Genomic DNA, 18,096 nt, shown 5'->3' on the forward strand with positions numbered 1-18,096 from the left:
GCGACGATGAACGATCCGAACCGCCCGGAAAATAACCAAGGCGGCCAAGGTGGCCAAACCCCGGGGCAACCGGGTAACGGTAACCCGCCGAACCAGCAAGAGAACACAGGCGCTAGTGAAAGCTCCGCACATCCTGCGCAGCAACAAGGGCAACAGCCCCCTCAAGGTGATCAGGGTGGCCCTGTGAGCCAGACCGACTCACAGCAGGGTTCTGCCCCGGCCGGCGAACAACCCCCGTCCGGCGAGCAAACCCACCCCAACCAATCCGGTGGCGCCCAGCAAGCCAATCAAGCATCCGCTACCACCGGCACCGCGGCACCTAGCGGACCAAGCAGCGGCTCCAGCCGTGGGGGCCCGGCAGGGCCTAGCTCCGGTGGGCCGGGATCCGGTGGCTCCGGCCCCAGAAGAGGGCCCGCCCAGTCCCAACAGCCGCGTAGCCGGGCCTTCTTGTGGCTGTTTATTTTAGCCCTTACCGGTGCTGTCGGCGGCATGGGCTACTACGGCTACCAAGAGTTTTACCTGCAAGAATTTACCGAACTGCGCGATCAAGTTGACCAGCTAGACCCAGACACCCTCGCTGATGAACTGGCTACCAGGCAAGAGGAGGTAGCGGCAGATTGGGAAGAGCGAGCCGATGAGGTTGAGCAACAGCTAGACCGAGCCGAAGAACAAGCCGATAAATTATCAGAGCTCGAGGATAAGCTCCTCGAACTAGAAGAGTCCCTAGCTGACTTAGAAGGCCTTGATGAACTCCGCGAAATACGCGATGAATTAGATACCGATCTTCTAGAGCGTATTGAACAAGGTTTGGCTGATGTAGAAGACCTGGAACAGCTCGAGGGTATCGATGACCGTCTAAGCGATTTGGAAGGTCGTCTAGCCCAGCTTGAGGAACTAGACGGTGTCGATGAACTGGTCGACGAGCAGCTTGGCGGCATAGATGAACGCATCAGCTCAGTTGAGGAGCAGCTAAGCGGTTTTGAGGAGAAGTTAGACGAGCTTGACTCTCGCCTGACCGATATGGATTCGGTCAAGGAGCGCAGCGAAGAAACTGCCGACAAACTAGCTGACCTTGAGAGCCGCCTGGACGAATTAGCCGAACAGGCCGAGGATACGGAAGCAGCCGAGAAAAAGGCCGAGGAACTTATCAGTGAACTCGAAGAACGATTCAGCGGTCGTCTCGATGAGCTCACCGAGAAAGTAGAGAGGCTTGATACTCTCAGCCCAGAAGATGAGGAATCTTGGATAAGGGCAGAGGCGGCACACCTTGTCCAAATCGCCCAACAACGTGTCCGTTACCACAAAGATGTGCAATCTGCTCTTGAAGCTTTGAAGTCCGCTGATAGCCTTTATGCGCAACTTGGTGGTGCAGCCGTTGACGAACGAGAAGCCATTGGTGAGGCAATAGATCAACTCCTCGACTACAGTGCGCCGGATCTTAAGGGGCTGCGTGATCGCATCACGGCTCAGATGGGAGCAATTGAGGCTATGGCACTACGCAGCGAAAACGGCCCAATAGTCGACGGCGAAGTGCCAGAACTGGATGATGAGGCAGCAGAGGAGGGATGGGATCGCGCAGTTGCACGTTTGCGCGAGGGCCTCGGTTCCTTGATCAGAGTTGAACGAGAAGACGAAATAAGGCAGTACATCCCGGCGGAACAGCGGTTTTTCATCCGCGAAAACCTGCGCATGCAGCTAGAGGGCGCAATACTCGCCCTAAACCGTGCAGATGAAGAGATGTTCCAGGACAATATCGAGCGTGCAAAGGGATGGCTCGAGCGTTACTTCGACGATGACGACGATGCCGTCATCGAGGCCCAGCAGGAACTAGAAGATATCGTGGAGGAAAGCATTCAGCTTGATCCGCCGGATATCCAGTCAGTCCTTGATCCAGTGAAGTCGTTCTGACCATGCGCCGTTTATTCATCTATCTACTAATTCTCGCGGGCGCCGTAATAGCTGCGCTCTACTTCAATCAGCTCGATGGCTATGCCCACTTCGTGGTAGGCGAGTGGCGCATAGAGATGAGCCTGCTTCTCACAGCATTGCTCATAGCGCTGACCGTGTTAGTCCTGTACAGCGTGATGATAGGCACGCGCCGGCTGCTCGCGATACCCGCACAGCTGCGTAATTGGCAGGGCAGAAAAAGGCAGGAAAGCGCCCGCACTGAGCTTACCGGCGGACTACTGCGCTTTGCCGAAGGCGACTATGACGGTGCCGAGCAACAACTCGCGCGCAGCGCGAAACGCAGCGAAGCACCGCTGGTTAATTATCTAACAGCTGCAATAGCCGCCCACCGGCGTGGCGCACGCGAGGCACGCGACGAGTATTTGAACACCGCAGAACAGTCTGGACTGGGTTCATATACAGCTGTGCAACTTTTGCAGGCCCAGCTGCAAATCGAGGCAGGTGAGCTAGAAGAAGCTCAGGCTACAGTTGCCAACGTCCTTGATACTAATCCTAAGCATCGGCGAGCACTAGAGCTAATGGTCACTTGCAGCCGTGCGCTCGGTGACTGGGAGCGGGTAGAACCCTTGCTTAGTCGAATCGAGCGTTACGGTTTTCTGCCCAAAAGCGAACTCGAGGAAATTAACCGCTGGGTAGCACGAGAAAAGCTCTCGCGAGCATCAACCGTAGGTAGAGATGCGCTAGAGCGGACGTGGAATGAGTTCAGCCGAGCGCTGCGCCGAGACCCTGAGGTTATCGGAGCTTATGCTGATGGTCTTGCCATGAATGGGCAAGTCCGAGCAGCCGAGGAGCTCATTCGCAGGCAGCTACAAAAGAATTGGGATGAAGGGTTGCTTTTGCGATATGCTCGACTCCCTGCAGAAGCCCACATCGGCGAGCGCCTTGCTCAGGTCGAAGCATGGCTTGAAACACGCCGTGACGACCCTCAAGTGCTGTTCGTGGCTGGAGCACTGGCCATTCGAGCAGAACAATATGATAAGGCGCGCGAGTACTTGGAGGCGGCAGTAAACTTAAGCGCTCAACCCAAGTACTTGAGAGCCTTGGCCTATGTACAAGAACAATCTGGTCATTTGGAATCTGCCCGGCAAACCTACCGCGAGGCGATGGCGATAACATCCGACGGCGATGATCTCCCTGAGGTCCTCGGCCTCCCCGAGCCAGCTAGCAGTGACAGCATGGAGTACATGACGGCAAGTGATGACTCCTCATCGGATGGTGAGCAAGAATCAAGCAGAGAGGGTGATTCTCTTCTTGGTAAGCCTAAGGAGCCTGGTTCGGCCTTACGCTCTTACCTTAGAAAAGAGTAAGAAAATAAACTGTTTACGCCAAACTAAACCCCGCTAAACATAATAGCGGGGTTTTTTGGATAAGGCTACTCAACCTGTTTGTCGAGGCTTCCAGCCATCTGTGCCTCAACTACTGACAGAGCTGATAGATTGACAATCGCCCGAACAGTTGCCGAGGGAGTCAATATATGAGCAGGTCGCTCCGTTCCAAGCAAGATCGGACCTACCGAAACGCTTTCGGTTGTACCTTTTAACAGGTTAAAAGAGATGTTCGCAGCGTCCAATCCGGGCATTATCAACAAATTTGCTTGACCAAAGAGCTGTGCTTCAGGGAATAACCTGCGCCTAACCTCCTCGCTAATGGCAGCATCGCCATGCATCTCACCCTCGACTTCAAGACTTGAGTCCCGATCCTGGATGAGCTCCAACGCCTGACGCATCTTCTCTGCTGAAGGATCGCTTGAAGTACCGAAATTGGAATGGGATAGCAATGCGACCTTCGGAGTAATGCCAAAACGGCGCACCCCGTCAGCAGCGAGAAGAGTCATCTCAGCTACCTCATGAGGACTGGGGTCATAGTTCACATAGGTGTCGCAGAGGAAAAATGTCCCGCGCGGCAGGACTAAAACGTTCATGGCCGCCATGTTACGCACCCCACGGCGGCGCCCAATTACATTCTCAATGTGCTGCAATTGGCGATGATAACGGCCTTCTATCCCCCCGATTAGTGCATCGGCGTCGCCTAGATGCACCATCAACGCGCCGATTATGGTCGTTCTAGTCCTTACCATGGTCCGCGCTGCTGCTGGTGAAACCCCGCGGCGTGCCATAAGCGAATGATAAGTTTGCCAGTACTGACGATAACGGGAATCATCATGGGGGTCCACTAGCTCAAAATCCTTATCCATTCTTACCCTAAGGCCCAACTTGCTCAACCGCTTTTCTACAACCCAACGGCGACCCACAACTATGGGATGCACAAGCCCCTCATCCACAACCAGCTGCACAGCCCGCAGTATCCGCTCCTCTTCACCATCGGTATAAACCACTCGCATTGGCTGCTCGCGCGCCCGTTCGAATACCGGCTTCATAAGCAACCCGGATTGGAACACGTACTGTTGCAGCTGCAAGCGATAGGCATCCATGTCATCTATGGGGCGGCATGCCACACCGCTGTCCATGGCTGCCTGGGCTACAGCTGGGGCCACGCGAGTTATTAGCCTTGGATCGAATGGTTTAGGGATAAGGTAGTCTGGGCCAAAGCTAAGGCTCTTACCGCCGTAAGCGGCAACTACAACTTCTGATGACTCCTCCATCGCCAAATCAGCAACGGCATCAACCGCCGCGATCTTCATCTCTTCATTAATCGCAGCCGAGCCAACATCCAGTGCTCCACGAAACATGTATGGAAAACAGAGGACGTTATTAACCTGATTAGGGTAATCGGTACGCCCTGTCGCTATGATTGCGTCCGGAGCAACTTCACGAGCTTGTTCAGGATCAATCTCTGGCACCGGATTAGCAAGAGCCATGATGATCGGTTGACGAGCCATTTGCGCTACCATGCTCTTACTAAGTACGCCTGGCGCTGACAAGCCTAGAAATATATCTGCGCCCTCGATGACATCTTGCAAGGTCCGTGAAGCAGTCTCCCGTGCATATATCTCCTTACGAGGATCCATGTTCTTTTTACGGCCTTTATAAACGACCCCGTCGATATCAGCTACTGTGATATTGCCTTTCGGCATACCCATGGCTACAAGCAGGTCTAGGCACGCAATCGCCGCGGCCCCAGCACCAGAACAGACAAGCCTGACCTCATCAATACTCTTCTCAACGATGCGCAGAGCATTGCGTATCGCAGCCGCGGCAATAATCGCTGTGCCGTGCTGATCATCGTGAAATACCGGGATATTTAGGCGTCGCCGCAGTTCATCCTCGATCTCAAAACATTCTGGCGCCTTTATGTCCTCGAGATTGATCCCCCCAAAAGTTGGCTCCAGGGCCGCTACAATATCGACGAAACGCTGCGGATCTGGCTCATCTACCTCAATATCAAAAACATCTATGCCTGCGAATTTTTTAAATAAAACGCCTTTACCCTCCATCACGGGCTTGGAGGCTAGCGGGCCGATATTACCTAACCCCAGGACTGCTGAGCCGTTAGTCACCACTCCGACTAGATTGCCCCGCGCTGTCATCTGCGCGGCTGCTTGCGGATCAGCAGCTATAGCCTCGCAAGCGGCAGCTACTCCAGGAGAGTAAGCAAGTGCTAAATCACGCTGATTTGCAACCGGCTTAGTTGATACAACCTCGATCTTTCCGGGGGTCGGATGGCGGTGGTACTCAAGGGCTGCATGTTTAAAATCATCCGTCATTAGATAACTCAGCAATATGTTGGTTAAATATGCCTTTCCTGTGCAGGAATGCACCGATTATACGATTGAACTCTTGTGGGTTTTCAGCATGAAGCCAATGTCCAGCTCCTGGTATTGCGGCGTACTCAGGCTGCGTAAAGTACTTCTGCACAAGTTCCTCATCACGCTCAAGTATGAAATACTCTGATCGGGTTCCATACACGAATAGGGCGGGGCCTGTATATACACCATCCAAGGCAGGAAAACCTTCTATTTCCGGGACCGCATTAGCGAGATAATCTAGCGGTATGCGCCAGAAATACCCTCCGTCCTGAGCCTTCTGTAGATTAGTCAGTAAAAATTGTCTTACTTGACCGTCTTCAACGGTACTGGAAAGCTGAGCGTCGATTTCAGCTCTTGACGTTGCCCCTTCCACATCAACTGCTTGTAGACGCGATATAAGAGAATCGTGGCTGCGTCTATATAGCTTCGGCGCGATATCCGCAGCAATTAAGCAGCTGACACGCTCTGGCATTGTCAACGCCATGGTCATCGCTACTTTGCCACCCATTGAGTGGCCAAGCAGCGCAGCGCGCTCTATCTGCTCACGCTCCAGCAGTGCAGCCACATCCGCAGCCATCGCGGTGTAATCCATCTGCGGACAGTGCGGAGATTTACCATGATTACGTAAATCGGGCACTATAACGCGGCAACCCCTGTTCAAATATCGAGCTACCCGGGCCAGGTTACCACTGCTGCCATAAAGGCCGTGAAGCAGGACAACCGGCTCCCCCTGCCCTCGCACCGAGTAATTAAGATCGACCAATACTGTACCTCTGCATAGGGAGTCTGTTGCTTACTTCTACTATCTCTGCCTGAGAATTAAACTTTTACTTTGGCCGCCGCTGTCTCAAGGGCATGTCGCAAAGGCGCGGGCAGTTGTTGTCGAGGCTCGTAGTTCTCAAGCAGGTTTTTGATAGAGAGGCCTAAGGCTACGTCTCCCTCAACGCTCAATCGACGCCTAAAAAAGAGCATATCTGGATCGGCAGATCCCCCGGCCAGTGCTAAGAATGCGGCGGCATCTCCGCGGATTGAGACATCGGGCCTCTCCACCCTTGTGATGATCAAACGCTGGTCATTTAGCGAGATCCCAATATTTAGCCTCGCATCGGTAACCTCGAGTCTCACCGTCCGACCCTCAAGAACATCTAGCTCTCCCTCCTCCATCGCTTCAGCGAGGGCGTGGTGCAACATAATCGGTAAAATCCGAGCTGTCACCTGCTCTGGAGCAAAGCGCAGGGGCAGTAGGAAAAAAGGTAAAGCACGGTCGATGGAAAGCGTCATGATTCTATTGACTCCGATGCGGGTCTCTTTCTTTGCTTAGCGCTATATTTTTACTGCTACAAACTATTAAGTTTCTGCCTGGTAGTTTTCAACTGCTCGACTACCGCAGCCAGGTTGCCCCCACCAATAACCATCGCACTGCATGCCCGGGTCCGGTTCTGTCAGTTGCACGTCCTCACCATTAATGCCTGCGCGAAAGGCTTCCACGACCTCTGTCATATCAACAGGACGCGGCGATAACCGGACAGCACTAACACCCATTTGCTTCATATCAGTTAGAGCAGGGAGCAAATTAAGGCAACCAAATGACTGTGCTTGTATTCCATTGATGGTCAGAAAACTCTCCCCCGCTCTGGTTACAACGCCCAACCCCTCTGGATGATTCTTGCATACAAAATCGCAGTCGTCCTTACCCAGACCATAATGTCGAGCAGTGAAGCAGCGGGCAGAAAAAGCCAGTGGCATCCGGCCATAAGCGTATACTTCCGTCTCCATCGGATCCTCACTAAGCTCAGCAAACTCAGACAGTACCTGACGCAGCCCTTGACCAGGCAATTCCACAGGCGGCACCCAGCGCCTAGCGCCCAATTTCTGCATCTCTCTGAGCGCGCGGCCACTGTAGATATTCAAGCTCGGACCGGCGACAAACGGGGTCTTGTTGGCCTCAAGGAAGCTAATGGCGGTAAAGTCGTTCGCCTCAACCATAAAATCGCCGTTCTCGCACAAACGCTTTACTTGGGCGGCCTCTGAACGTGCTTCAACTAAACCCAGAGCAGAAAGCACAACCTCATGCCCCTCTTCAGCGAGTTCTTTGCCAAGGCCAACCCACTCCGCCGGCCCCATTTCACGGCGTCGCCCGCACACCGTCTCACCCAGATAGATTAGTTCCACCTTGCCGCGCAGCTGATCATAAAAAGACTTAATCTGCTCGGCAGGCCAGTAGTACTGTATAGGTCCGAGGCTAATTCTCATTGCAGCATTCTCCACCCAAGTCTTTTGTAAATTTGCCGGTTGGGACAGGGCAAACACTACTCCTACAGGGAGCATCATAAAATACCAGGTGGATCGATCGAAGCTTGTCGACACCGTCGCCTGAGGTACTGAAAAGCCCGCCAGAGGTTATTGCCATTTGCGCTCGTACGGACCCAGGGTTGTAGTGCTGCCTTCACAGAGTTCTAGCAACTCGGCAACAAGCTCACTGTCGGGTTCAGTTCCGGCGGTGCCGGAATCAATCTCTTCGAGCAGCTGCCGCCATATTCGCGTGACTTTTCCAACATAAGCTGGGCTTCTCTGCCTGCCTTCAATCTTAATGGCCTGAATCCCGGCTTTTTTTAGCTGCGGGAGCAGTTCCGCAGTAGCCAGGCTTGTTGGCGACTCAAAGGCGTGCTCAACTGAGCCTTTAATGTCGTATCTGCCCTTACATATGGTCGGGTATCCAGCCGGTTCATCAGGAGCGAACCGGTCGATCAATATGCCGCCCAGGCGAACCTCACGGCCTCGATTGGTCTCTTGCCAGTCTACTGCCCAAGCTGGCGAACAGGCACCTACCGTATTCGGTGATTCCCCAGTAGCATACGAAGATAGCAAGCATCTTCCTTCTGCCATTACGCACAGTGACCCGAAGCCGAACACTTCCAGCTCTACATTGGTCTCCTTCGCCAGTGCCTCTACTTGCTGTATAGAAAGCACCCGTGGCAACACTGCCCGCTTCACCCCATAGCGGCGCTGATAAAAATTTAGGGATTCCGGAGTGGTAGCTGATGCCTGAACCGACAGGTGGCGCGCAAGTTGCGGCCACTCCTGAGCTGCGTAGTCGATCAGCCCCAGGTCGGCTAGGATCACGGCATCAGCTCCAACACGTCCTGCCTCATCTACAGAGCTGCGCCACTTATCCCAGCCATTTGCCTGAACGTAGGAGTTGATTGCAACAGCAACCTTTACTCCATGTTCATGGGCATAGCTAACCCCTTTTGCAGCCTGCTGCGGGGTGAAATTCAAGCCTGGAAACTGTCGTGCATTGGTCTCGTCACGAAAACCTATATAGACAGTATCGGCGCCATTGTCGACCGCAGCGCGCAGCGCTGTCAGGTTACCGGCTGGACTTAGCAGCTCCATTGAGCCCTCCTGAGAATTTGCGCATCACCTACATTCTACTAACTTTTGACTAGCGTGTGTGGGCCAACCCTACGGTAGTTGACCTAACCAACCAAAGCGGGCAACCTACTTGCTTATAGGGTAAATAATGCCTGCAAAAGGCTTGGAAATGAACTTATATGCTTAAAACAAAAAGACTTAGAGTTTGACTAGCAATATCTACTGGGGATACAAATGATCAAGAGAAAACTTATACCCTGCCTCATCTTAGGCGCCGCTCCATTACTAGCTCAAGCATCAGATGATGATTATTATCAGGGCTCATGGGAAGAATCTACGGAAGCTGCGCGCACCTCTTTAGCACAGAACATATTTGTGCGTGTTGACAGTGACATACAAAGGGAAGTTGATACGGAAATATTTGACGACACTATACGCGACGAAGAGCGTTACAAAGAGCGCGTGCGTCAGGAGACGACTCTTGATCTAACCGGGGTAGAGATTGAAGAAGATTCAGAAAGGGGGTATAGGGCTCGCATAAGCCGTGATGATTTCAACCGTCAAGCAACGAGAAGTAAAAGAAATTTCCACGAGCGGTGTGTTGAAGACAACTTACCCAGCAGTTGGGATTCCCGCCGAGATTTCATCATGGACTGTTATCGAGATGCCAACGCCGTTCTCGCCATGACGTCAGTTGCCGGGCTCGGCACCGGTCAAGTCTCCAGTATGTTGGCCGATTTCAGCGACTGGAGTGAGCAAGGACTGCTGGTCGTATCCACCTCCCCCGATAAGTCATTTCGAGTCGATGGGCAGACGTATAGGTACGGGCAGGAAATACCCCTCTCAAGTGGAAGTTACACCATAAGCTGGGATAATCCTGGATATTGCCCAGTTGAGAAAGAGGTTGAAGTTGAGGCAGGAGAAATAACTGAAGCCTCAAAGGAATTGGATGAGCTACCTACTATCGCTATAAGTAGCCGAACTCCTGGCGCACAACTCACTATAGATGGCAGATCAAGAAACCTTGGACAAACCTACACTCAGGATTCATGTTCGGGTGAAGTCGCATACCAGGTTTCAAATGACTTTACTTCCCAGGAGCGCACAGTAAACCTCGAACCAGGGCTAGAATATACTAATACTGTCAACATCATGACCGCTGACGATGCGCAAAGACTGGAAGAGCTAGCTTCTTCATACCGCGCGGATACTCGCTACAGGTTGCTGGTTGGCTATAGCTACGAGGATGATCTGGAAGATGCTTACCGTGTTAGGCTAGAGCAGTCAACCGGGCGAGGCGCGGTGCGATACGGTTATGGCGTCTCGTACGGTTGGAACGACGCTACAGAGATTGGCTTTTATGCCCAGGCAGCTTTACAGCTAGCTCAGTGGGGTGGAAAACCGCTACACTTAACGCCGAAGTTCGGCTTCATACCTTATGCAGGTCTCGAGTTGGGCCTTGCTTACCATGAACGCGAAGACAGCGATGGCAGCTCAGTAGATAGCTACGGCAGTGACTGGCATGATGACTACGTGCTATTCAGGTATATTGCTGGGCTTGATATACCAGTCGACGAATATCTTGGGTTTAGCTTGCAAATAGCTAAAGCTACAACTATGGAGGAATCCTGGGAATCCTCTTTTGGGCTAACAATTGCTTTCGACTAAGGCAATAAGGGCAGCAGGCATAACCTGCTGCCCTTAAGCTGCTGAGCTAACGAAGTTATAAAGAATAGATTGGTCAGCGATTAATTTCCAAGCTGCTCATCCATTCGGTTTAGGGCTTCTTGGCTCATAAACTGCTCACGCATCTCATCTTGGGTGAACGCATCTTCATCAGCGCCGGCCGCGCTTGCGACCTCTTCAAGGATAGCGTTTACGCTCGACTGCCCGACCGCCATCATGGAGCAAAACTCCTGATCTCCACCAGGCATGGTCACATAGTCACCCTTGATACGGTTAGATCCCTGTAACTCTTGTTCTACCACACCCCGGGTAACTTCCTCGAAGTGGGCTCCAGTAGAGATTTCGCCATCCGTTTCAATGGTACGCTCGTACTGTTCAGCCATTGACTCAATCTGGGTACCCATTTGGGCCGCCAACTGTTGTCGAGCCTGCAAGTCGGCGCGACTCTGGTCACGACTAAAGCTGCCGGCCGTGGCAACACAAGCGGTTGCTGCGAGCCCATCTTCGGCGTGCGGCTGAGTTACCCAATCGGGCAGGTCTGACATGTCCGGGTCGTCATCCTCAGGAGTTGTCTCGCAACCAACTACCAAAGCTAGCGGAAGACCCAACGCCAAGACCGATATAAGACTCTTTTTCATAAAACTACTCCTTTCATCTACAACGGCACCGCATTAGCACAGCCTCCACCCCATGTAATGGCGTGGGACTATACTCACTTCATTCATTAAACCCACTGTTTTCAAGCAACACGTACACAGTGGGCGAACTGCCATCACCAACGAAACGAACTGATCGCACCATCGCCTCTACGGTTGCATCCGTCTCAGCGTGAGTTATTCGTCCGTAGTAGCCTCCCCCTGACGTGCGACCGATATTAATTTCTTCGCTTGTAATGTCAACGTGCTCGGAGCGAGCTATGCTTACCAAAGCCTCTTCAACAGCCCGCATAATCTTTTTGGACAGCAGGTTACGCGACAAATGGCCGGAGAAGGTGCCGATCTCTAGGCCTGGTGACTGAGACCTAAGTTCTCGGTGCCAGTCCCTATTCCACCTGTCTGACTCATCTGCTAGCACCACCCCCTTTAAAGCCACCCTGGCATATTTAAGGGTACCCTTTCGACAGGTGTTGGCCAGCACCATATTCGGGTCAGCGCCCTGCTCAAACTCCAGACTCGACTCTTCAACGTGGTTAAGGCTTAGTCCGCGGGAAGAGTCGCTAGTCTCACTGACCTGTTCGTATGACTGGACATCAACCCCGTACATGGCTTGAATCTGGTCAAGGGCATTATCAAAAAAAAGGCTGTATTGGGTGGGCAGGTTTGCAGCTATTTGGCTAACCGTAACTACTGAGGCATAATCGAGATCCGCACCATCTGCACACAACCACTCAGGGTCGCATTTCTCTGGCTGGCATTTGCGCTCAGGGCACTCCTCACGAATCCAGCCAGGATCACTCCTGTCAACGATATAAGCATAACCAAAGTGATAGTTGCCGTCAGTCCACACCGGGGCGAGAGCAACTTCTTGACTACCCAGATGATAAGGCCCTGCGCCTTCCAACTCGTCTTTGCTCGGCGCACTAACCCCGAGCATGTCAGCTACCGATTCCATAGCACGGTGTTGGCTCAGCTTTTCTAGATCCGTGCCTGGTGAACCGAAACGTCCCGCAATGCCAATTGCACCTTTGGCGTCTTCGCCGTAGGGAGAACTCAACCAACACGGCTCATCGGCATAGCTAAAGTCCTCATCATCAGCCGGGTGCTGCTGCGTCCCTGAACACCCCCCCTGTAACAACACCAAGAGCACTACGAGTGCTAATGGCAAAGCGCCTAAACCTCCATAGAGGGGTTGCAGATGGCGCGTTAGGGAATTTCTTACAAGCCCCCGATTGCTATGGTACCCCTGACAAAGGCACCACTCCCCCCGCCTAGGTGACATGGCCATTCCTCTAAAACTCTCTGTACGCCTCAGTCCTGCTCGCCACGTTTACCAGGTAGTTGCGTGTCTCTTCGTACGGCAGATCCTCAAGCATCCGTTCATAAACCTCTTCGGGCTCCATACTGTTTATAACCTCTGCAGCTTCGGCAACGTTTGTACCGTCTACAAAAGTCCTAGCTACATTACCCGCCCCGGTGTTATATGCGGCTATAACTGCATACATCCTGCTTTCAGGGTCTTCAATGCTTGATAGATGTGAAGACTCGAGTATGTCCAAGTAGGCCGCCCCCGCTTGGATATTATTCTCAGCGTTATATAAGTAATCAGGCGATAACAGGCGTGGCTCGCCATAAACCTGCTGCGCTATGTCTTTGCCCGCGGTCTCCGGCACAATCTGCATCAAGCCATAAGCGGGAATATGGGACCGAGCCATCGGGTTGAAGCTGCTCTCGCTGTGCATAATTGCCATCATTAAGGCCTCATCCACCCCATACTCCTGGGCTTCACGCTCGATTTGAGCACGATATTCCTCGGCTTTATCACTCGGCCTTTTCTCTGGCATAGGCACAGACATTGATATAACTCCGCGTGAATCGTCGCCTTTAGGCTCTTCCCGCTCCTCCACCTCTGCCTTCTCAATCATCCGCTCGGCGTCTTCGGGAGAGATCTCATTGAGTACCCTTTCATTGCCTGCCGATGTCGGCGCACCATCACCCAGGTCTACCTTTTCTTGAGTTCTCTGCGTAACCTCATCGCCTTCGTAGGCCTCATCCATGGTCCGGTTAAGCAAGTCATCGAACTTGAGCATTAACCCCTCAGCACCTTCATCTTCGGGCACATCAACGGTGATCTCGTTCTCTTCATAGTCGACTACCGAGCGCGAGCTTTGATCCTCGCTGTATTCAACCCAGCGGTGGCGATCGCTTACCTGGGGATCCTCCCACTGCGAGCGCAGCTCTTCCTGATATGCCTCGAACTCTTCATGAAATGTATCTTGGAATTCTTGGAAGGACTCCCGGAACTCGTCCCGATGATCCTCAAACGCCTGCTGTCTTTCCTGCTGAAATTCCTCGAAGCGATCCTCAACAGACCAAGTCAGAATCGGCACCGAACACAAGACCATCCCCGCCCCTATAAGGATATAGTTAGCTCTCATCCCAACACCTATCTATTTCCTGCACGGTCTCAATGGCTATCCTACCTTCGAGTTCATAAATGGCACAAGGGGGAACCTCTACAAACTTCGCCGGCGCCACCATCCACCCCGGTGTGGAGATCTTGGCGCCAGGGATGGCGCCATGAAGCCTCCAGGGATGGATTCACGGCGTCCTCCACACCGGGGCGGATGGTAGCGCCGGCGAAGTTTATAGAGGCCACCAAGGGGCAGGGATATAATTCGATCTGGCTGCTGTGTAAGCGGCAGGGAAAAGGCAACAAAAACCTTCTTCTGCATACATATAATAGGATACTGCGTGGTACAATATTTAGTATCGCGCAGTATCCAGAGCTTCACCATCGCACAGCTCAGAGTGGCAAATTTTAGTAACCCGAACCAAAGCCACTCTTAAATCTAATTAGTCTGGACAGGCAATAGCTACGCTGACCTCAGTTGCCCAGTTGCCTATCCATCCTGTTCAACGCCTCTTGGCTCATGAATTGCTCACGCATTTCCCCTTGAGTAAACACTTCCTTATCAGCGCCGGCGGCTGATGCCACCTCATCCAGAATAGCATTAACGCTCGATTGGCCAATTGCCATCATCGAACAGAATTCACTGTTGCCATTAGGCATGGTTACATAATCACCCTTGATACGGACTGATCCCCGCAATTCTTGCTCGATAACACCCCTGGTTACCTCTTCAAAATGGGCTCCTGTAGTGATCTCTCCGTCCGTCTCAATGGTCCGCTCGTACTGCTCCGCCATTGACTGAATCTGTATGCCCATCTGCGCTGCTAGTTGCTGCCTTGCCTGCAAATCGGCTCTACTTTGATCACGGCTAAAGCTATTCGCCGTTGCTACGCAAGCTGTTGCTGCCAGACCATCTTCCGCAAATGGCTGTGTTACCCAGGATGGAAGACTGGCAAGGTCTACATCATCTTGCTGATCCTCTGGAGTACTACCGCACCCTGAAACCACGGCAAGTGGCAATGATATCAGTAGAGCAGACAAAAATTTTCTGTTCATAAAACAGTTCCTCAAGATACAATAATTCTAATTACGCTAAACTGTTATAGTACGCGTTCTGATACGACTCCAACTAATCTCTTCCCTCCTCAAAAGTTACGATATGCCTCAGTACGACTAGCAACGTGCACAAGATAATTTCTGGTCTCATCGTAAGGAAGATCGGCTAGCAGGCGCTCATATACCTCGTGCGGAGTGAGATCGTTGATAACTCTAGCTGCTGCCCGTATATTACGACCATCAACAAAAGCCCTAGCAACATTGCCTGCACCCGTATTGTATGCGGCTATTACGGCATACATCCTGCTTTCAGGGTCTTCTATTGCTGAAAGATAGCTGTAAAAGAGAATATTCAAGTAGACAGCGCCAGCTTGAATATTATTTTCAGGGTTGTACAAGTATTCTGGAGAGAGAAGCTTCATCTCGCCATAAACACGCTGTGCCACGTCTTTACCTGCAGTCTGCGGGACAATCTGCATCAACCCGAACGCTGGTATATGCGAACGCGCCATTGGATTGAAACTACTTTCGCTATGCATGATAGCGATCATCAGGGCTTCCTCAACTTCGTAGCGCTCCGCGTGGCGCCTGATCTGCTCGCGAAACTCCTCCACTTTGCGGCTAGGGCGCTGCTCCGGCATGGGCACTGTAAGTGATATAACGCTGCGGCTCTCTTCGCCCTTAGGCTCTTCACGCTCTTCAAGCTCAGCCTGGGAGATCATCTCATCGAGATCTTCAGGTTTTATCTCACTGAGGACCCGCTGATCACTTGCAGCCTCTGGGGCATCTTCGCCTAGACCAACTCGCTGCTGAGTACGCTGGGTAACTTCATCTCGATCATAGGCCTCATCCATGGTGCGCCCCAACAGATCATTAAGATGGGACAAAACCCCCTGAGTCCCAGCTTCTGAAGGGACATCGATGGTTATGCTATTTTCCTCATAATCCACCACCGTCCTTGAGCTCTGATCATCGCTATACTCAACCCAGCGATGTCTATCGCTTATCCGAGGCTCGCGCCAATTTGCCCGGAGCTCCTCCTGATAGGCTGCAAACTCTTCATGAAAGGCGTCCTGAAACTCCTGAAAGGCCTCTTGAAAATCACTTTGATGTTGCTCAAATGCTTGTTGGCGCTGCTGCTGAAAACGCTCGAAAGCACTTACTTCAGACCACGCAAGCATCGGCACCGTGACAAGACTGACCGCCACCCCAAAACCTAAACCGATTAGGCCGTACCGAGCCATACCCACCCTCCTCACATAACACGGTTATAACTTATCAAGACAGATAATAGCGCGAAAATTATGGGGCCGCTACAGTTTTATAAAATAAATACTGCATTCCACGCCGGGGCCACCGGATAGCCCAGGGGGGTCTCGGAGCCCCCCCCCCTAATAGCGCTACTGGCAATACTTTTAGCGCTTCTTCTTTGGGATCAAATCAGTCAACGTGCCTGCCGCAGCTTCGGCAGCCATAGCAACCGTCTCGGAAAGGGTAGGATGGGGGTGTACCGTCAAACCGATATCGTGGGCTTCGGCGCCCATCTCAATGGCTAGGACCACCTCGGCGATTAGCTCGCCAGCACCGGGGCCGACGATGCCACCGCCGATAACGCGGCCGCTTTCTGAGTCGAAGAGAAGTTTTGTTAAGCCGTCACCACCCCCCAGAGATAACGCCCGGCCGTTAGCTGCCCAAGGGAACATCCCTTTTTCATAGTTGATCCCTTGCGCTCGTGCTTGCTCCTCAGTCAACCCTACCCAAGCCACTTCCGGGTCAGTATAGGCAACCGAAGGTATAGCCCTAGCATCCCAGGCACTGCGCTCACCACTGCAGACTTCTGCTGCTATCTTGCCTTCGTGCACAGCCTTATGCGCCAGCATCGGCTGCCCGACCAAATCACCTATAGCGTAGATATGCGCCGCAGCGGTGCGCATATGCTCATCGACTGCGATAAATCCTTGCTCATCAACACTCAAACCGGCCTCGGCAAGGCCAATGCCGTGCCCATTCGGGCTCCTACCAACCGCCACCAGCACCTTATCAAATCGCTCACTACTCTCTCCTTCGCTGCCCTCCATGGCTACAGTTAGCGATTTCTTATTGGCCTTTATCGCGGTAACTTTGGTATTTAGATAAATCGAATCGCAGCGCTTATCGAGGCTTTTGCGTAAAACCTTAACCAAATCCTTATCTACCCCCGGTAGCAGCCGGTCAGCCAATTCTACTACGGTAACCTTAGAGCCGAGCCCGCTGTAAACCGAGGCCATTTCAAGGCCAATAATCCCGCCCCCTATGACCAAGAAGCGCTCCGGGATCTCGTCTAACTGCAAAGCTCCCGTCGAATCGATAATCCGCTCGTCGCCCATATCAATCCCGGGCGGCACCACCGGGCTTGAGCCTGTAGCCAAGATGCACTGGCGGAAACTTAGAGTTCGCGTCTCCCCTTGTCCCTCAACGTGGAGGCTGTGCGAATCGAGCAATCTCCCCCGACCGGTGACCACCTCAACCTTACGTTGCTTAGCCAACCCGGCCAAGCCATCGGTAAGTTGCTTAACGACACTGCGTTTCCATGCGTTGAGTTGATCTAGATTTACCTTCGGCTTGCCGAAGCTGATTCCGTGCTCCCCCATCTGTTCGGCCTCGTCCTTGACCTTGACAGCATGGAGCAGGGCCTTCGACGGTATACAGCCGACATTCAAACAGACTCCGCCGAGGACTGGGTACTGATCAACCAAGATGACTTTCAGCCCCAAGTCAGCGGCGCGGAAAGCGGCAGAGTAGCCACCCGGCCCCGCACCGAGGACTAACAGATCGCAATCAGGGTTCGCCGGCGTCTCACCTGCCGCCGGCGCCGGCTCCTGGCCACTCGCCACGCTACTGCTGGCTTGTCCTGAGGCGCTCTCCGCCCCCTGATCGCTAGTAACTGGCTTAGCACCAGCATCGGCACCAGTGTCGATGTCGGTATCGGTCGCTGCTTCTGCCTCCAAGGTTAAGATTACACTGCCTTGTGAGACACGGTCACCAACACCTACTTGGAGCTCCTTCACAACTCCTGCAGCACTAGCCGGCACCTCCATGCTTGCCTTGTCCGACTCTAAGGTAATCAGTGGCTGTTCGTGCTCGATGCGATCTCCCGGAGCGACTAACACCTCGATTATTTCCACATCCTCGAAATCGCCAATATCCGGTACTTTAAGCTGTTGCTCTGCCATCACTGCCTATCCTTTAATCCTATA

14 protein-coding genes are annotated in these 18,096 nt (G+C 52.8%); 3 read left to right on the top strand and 11 right to left on the bottom strand.

Annotated elements, in window-relative coordinates; translation table 11 throughout:
- The first annotated feature begins 6 nt into the window (after nucleotides 1-6).
- The gene (locus HH1059_RS12240; protein ID WP_096406475.1) at nucleotides 7-1,908 is read left to right on the top strand and encodes a uroporphyrinogen-III C-methyltransferase; all 1,902 of its coding nucleotides are present in this window, start codon (nucleotides 7-9) and stop codon (nucleotides 1,906-1,908) included.
- 2 nt (nucleotides 1,909-1,910) lie between these two features.
- Nucleotides 1,911-3,275, top strand: coding sequence for a heme biosynthesis HemY N-terminal domain-containing protein (locus HH1059_RS12245; protein WP_096406478.1), 1,365 nt, complete (start codon nucleotides 1,911-1,913; stop codon nucleotides 3,273-3,275).
- 65 nt (nucleotides 3,276-3,340) lie between these two features.
- Here HH1059_RS12245 and HH1059_RS12250 read toward each other — a convergent pair whose 3' ends face one another.
- The 5 genes from HH1059_RS12250 to ubiU form a co-directional block, all read right to left on the bottom strand.
- Nucleotides 3,341-5,632, bottom strand: coding sequence for an NADP-dependent malic enzyme (locus HH1059_RS12250; RefSeq protein ID WP_096406480.1), 2,292 nt, complete (start codon nucleotides 5,630-5,632; stop codon nucleotides 3,341-3,343).
- Nucleotides 5,622-6,437 carry an alpha/beta fold hydrolase gene (locus HH1059_RS12255; RefSeq protein WP_096406483.1) on the bottom strand — a complete coding sequence of 272 codons (816 nt, stop codon included), beginning with the start codon at nucleotides 6,435-6,437 and terminating at the stop codon, nucleotides 5,622-5,624. The genes HH1059_RS12250 and HH1059_RS12255 overlap by 11 nt, the downstream gene beginning before the upstream one ends.
- 56 nt (nucleotides 6,438-6,493) lie before the next feature.
- Complete coding sequence (ubiT, locus tag HH1059_RS12260; RefSeq protein WP_096406485.1) at nucleotides 6,494-6,955, bottom strand: ubiquinone anaerobic biosynthesis accessory factor UbiT; 462 nt, start codon at nucleotides 6,953-6,955, stop codon at nucleotides 6,494-6,496.
- A 66-nt stretch (nucleotides 6,956-7,021) separates the two neighbouring features.
- Nucleotides 7,022-7,927 carry a U32 family peptidase gene (locus HH1059_RS12265; RefSeq protein ID WP_096406488.1) on the bottom strand — a complete coding sequence of 302 codons (906 nt, stop codon included), beginning with the start codon at nucleotides 7,925-7,927 and terminating at the stop codon, nucleotides 7,022-7,024.
- Between the two features lie 147 nt (nucleotides 7,928-8,074).
- Entirely contained in the window at nucleotides 8,075-9,070 is a 996-nt protein-coding gene (ubiU, locus tag HH1059_RS12270) for a ubiquinone anaerobic biosynthesis protein UbiU (protein ID WP_096406491.1), read from the bottom strand.
- A 213-nt stretch (nucleotides 9,071-9,283) separates the two neighbouring features.
- Here ubiU and HH1059_RS12275 point away from each other — a divergent pair, with 213 nt between their 5' ends.
- Nucleotides 9,284-10,717 (top strand): hypothetical protein, encoded by a 1,434-nt coding sequence (locus HH1059_RS12275; RefSeq protein WP_096406493.1) that lies wholly within the window; start codon nucleotides 9,284-9,286, stop codon nucleotides 10,715-10,717.
- Between the two features lie 80 nt (nucleotides 10,718-10,797).
- On the opposite strand, the gene HH1059_RS12280 is transcribed toward HH1059_RS12275, so the two are convergent.
- From HH1059_RS12280 to lpdA, 6 genes are all read right to left on the bottom strand, one after another.
- The gene (locus HH1059_RS12280; protein WP_096406496.1) at nucleotides 10,798-11,373 is read right to left on the bottom strand and encodes a hypothetical protein; all 576 of its coding nucleotides are present in this window, start codon (nucleotides 11,371-11,373) and stop codon (nucleotides 10,798-10,800) included.
- A 79-nt stretch (nucleotides 11,374-11,452) separates the two neighbouring features.
- A complete protein-coding gene (locus tag HH1059_RS12285; RefSeq protein WP_162549547.1) occupies nucleotides 11,453-12,559 on the bottom strand; it encodes a hypothetical protein in 1,107 nt (368 codons plus the stop codon).
- A gap of 124 nt (nucleotides 12,560-12,683) precedes the next feature.
- Nucleotides 12,684-13,829, bottom strand: coding sequence for a transglycosylase SLT domain-containing protein (locus HH1059_RS12290; protein WP_096406501.1), 1,146 nt, complete (start codon nucleotides 13,827-13,829; stop codon nucleotides 12,684-12,686).
- Nucleotides 13,830-14,278: 449 nt separating this feature from the next.
- Nucleotides 14,279-14,860, bottom strand: a complete 582-nt coding sequence (locus HH1059_RS12295) for a hypothetical protein (protein WP_096406506.1) — start codon at nucleotides 14,858-14,860, stop codon at nucleotides 14,279-14,281.
- Between the two features lie 89 nt (nucleotides 14,861-14,949).
- Nucleotides 14,950-16,104 (bottom strand): transglycosylase SLT domain-containing protein, encoded by a 1,155-nt coding sequence (locus HH1059_RS12300; RefSeq protein ID WP_096406509.1) that lies wholly within the window; start codon nucleotides 16,102-16,104, stop codon nucleotides 14,950-14,952.
- Between the two features lie 171 nt (nucleotides 16,105-16,275).
- Nucleotides 16,276-18,072 (bottom strand): dihydrolipoyl dehydrogenase, encoded by a 1,797-nt coding sequence (lpdA, locus tag HH1059_RS12305; protein WP_096406511.1) that lies wholly within the window; start codon nucleotides 18,070-18,072, stop codon nucleotides 16,276-16,278.
- Between the last annotated feature and the right edge of the window lie 24 nt (nucleotides 18,073-18,096).

This window comes from Halorhodospira halochloris (assembly GCF_002356555.2).
Taxonomy (GTDB): domain Bacteria; phylum Pseudomonadota; class Gammaproteobacteria; order Nitrococcales; family Halorhodospiraceae; genus Halorhodospira; species Halorhodospira halochloris.